Source organism: Streptomyces sp. LS1784 (genome assembly GCF_020103755.1).
Classification (GTDB): Bacteria; Actinomycetota; Actinomycetes; order Streptomycetales; family Streptomycetaceae; genus Kitasatospora.
The window spans coordinates 1-1,676 of record NZ_JAHSQD010001003.1; the positions used below are offsets into that span (position 1 = coordinate 1).

At 75.0% G+C, this 1,676-nt stretch carries 1 protein-coding gene and 2 pseudogenes; 2 read left to right on the forward strand and 1 reads right to left on the reverse strand.

Features of this window, described 5'->3' with window-relative positions; translation table 11 throughout:
* A pseudogene (locus KS423_RS45080) lies at positions 1-225 on the forward strand (hypothetical protein); the annotation flags it as partial.
* A 366-nt stretch (positions 226-591) separates the two neighbouring features.
* Positions 592-1,050, forward strand: coding sequence for a MarR family winged helix-turn-helix transcriptional regulator (locus KS423_RS45085; RefSeq protein WP_224285457.1), 459 nt, complete (start codon positions 592-594; stop codon positions 1,048-1,050).
* A 247-nt stretch (positions 1,051-1,297) separates the two neighbouring features.
* Here KS423_RS45085 and KS423_RS45090 read toward each other — a convergent pair.
* A pseudogene (locus KS423_RS45090) lies at positions 1,298-1,676 on the reverse strand (hypothetical protein); the annotation flags it as partial.

Sequence of the window (1,676 nt, forward strand, 5' to 3'; positions counted from 1 at the left end):
TCGGCGGCGGCCGACCGCGGTCTGCTGCGCGCCGCGGGGCTGGCCACCGCCGCCGAGCTCCTCGACGGTCTGCGGGCCGCCGCGGTCAACCGGGACCGCGACGTCTTCGGCCGGATCGTCACGGACGACCACGAGGCCTTCGCCACCGCCTGGCTGACCGCCGCCTCCTACACCGAGGAGCTGGCCACGGCGCTGTGTGCGGCGGCCTGGTCCGGGGAGGGGTGAGGGCCGCCCGGGTGGAGGCAGGGGGGAGTGTGGCTCCGTGCTCCGGTCGGCGCCCTGAGCGTCGGCCGGGCAGGGTTTCACCGGAGTCGGCCGGAACCGAGCGGGCACGGAAGGCAGCCTCCCCGCGGACGGGGAGTCCCCTTGCTGCCGACTGCTCCACGAGGTGTCCCGGCACCGTCACGGCTGAGGCCCCGGAGCAGCGGTCGTCGGAGCGAGGACCCGGAAGGGGTATACGTCGAACTATTTGCACAGACCGATATTCCGCGCCAACTGGCATACTTGTCCCAGGAAGACACCGGAGGAGCTCTCGCGCAGGGCCTCGTCCGGCGCACGGTACGCCCAGCGCGACGGAAGGGTAGGCGAGTCATGGGAATCCGCGACGATGCGGCCGAGGTCCGGGCCCGTGGCTGGCGGACGCTCGCCGCGCTGCACGGCATGATCGACACCGCGCTGGAGAAGGCGCTCCAGGCCGAGTTCAAGCTCTCGGTGGTCGAGTACACGGTGCTGGAGGCGCTCTCCCGCCAGGACGGCTGGCACATGCGGATGCAGCAGCTGGCCCGCGCGGCGGCGCTGAGCAGCAGCGCGACCACCCGGCTGGTGAGCCGTCTGGAGGACCGGGGCCTGCTCAGCCGCTTCCTCTGCGCGGACGACCGGCGCGGCATCTACACCGAGCTGACGCCCGAGGGTCGCGACCTGCTGACAGCCGCCCGCCCGGTGCACGACGCCGCCCTGGAGACGACGCTGGCCGAGGCCACCGAGGTCCCCGAGCTCGCCCCGCTGGTCGAGTCGCTCGCCGAGCTCCACCCGGCCCACACCAACGCCTGAGCCCACACCAACGCCTGAGCCCACACCAACGCCTGAGCCCACACCAACGCCTGAGCCCACACCAACGCCTGAGCCCACACCAACGCCTGAGCCAACGCCCACGCTTGACCCAACGCCCACGCCTGAGCCCGGACCGGCGCCTGAGGCCGATCCGGCCTGCCCGTGCAGGGGCCCGCGCAGGCCCCGCCCCGGCCCGACTGCTCCGGCAGCCGGCCGAGGCCGCGCCAGGGCACGGTGTGCCGCGCCGTCACTGCTGTTCCTCGGCTCCCCGGACGACGTTGCGGGCCCGCCGCGGCAGGACCCGCGGGGTGCCCGGTTCGCCGTCGGGGCCGCCGCCAGGGCCGTTGTCGGGCAGCGCCGCGGTGCCGTGGTCCACCGTGGGACTGCCCGACAGTTCGTACATGCGCGGCAGTACGGGACGGGGCACGACCACCGCGCCGGGCAGTCCGGGGATCTCGGCACCGACCGGAAGGCCCCCGTTGGCAGGTGCGTCGGTGCGGACGGCACCGCCGACCCCCGCGGCGCCCGGACCGGCGACGTCCGTGGTGCGCGCCGCCGGGGCCTGGGGCGTGACCGGGGCGTAGGGGACGGCAGGAGCTCCCGGGGCGCCGAAGGGCCCCGGAGCC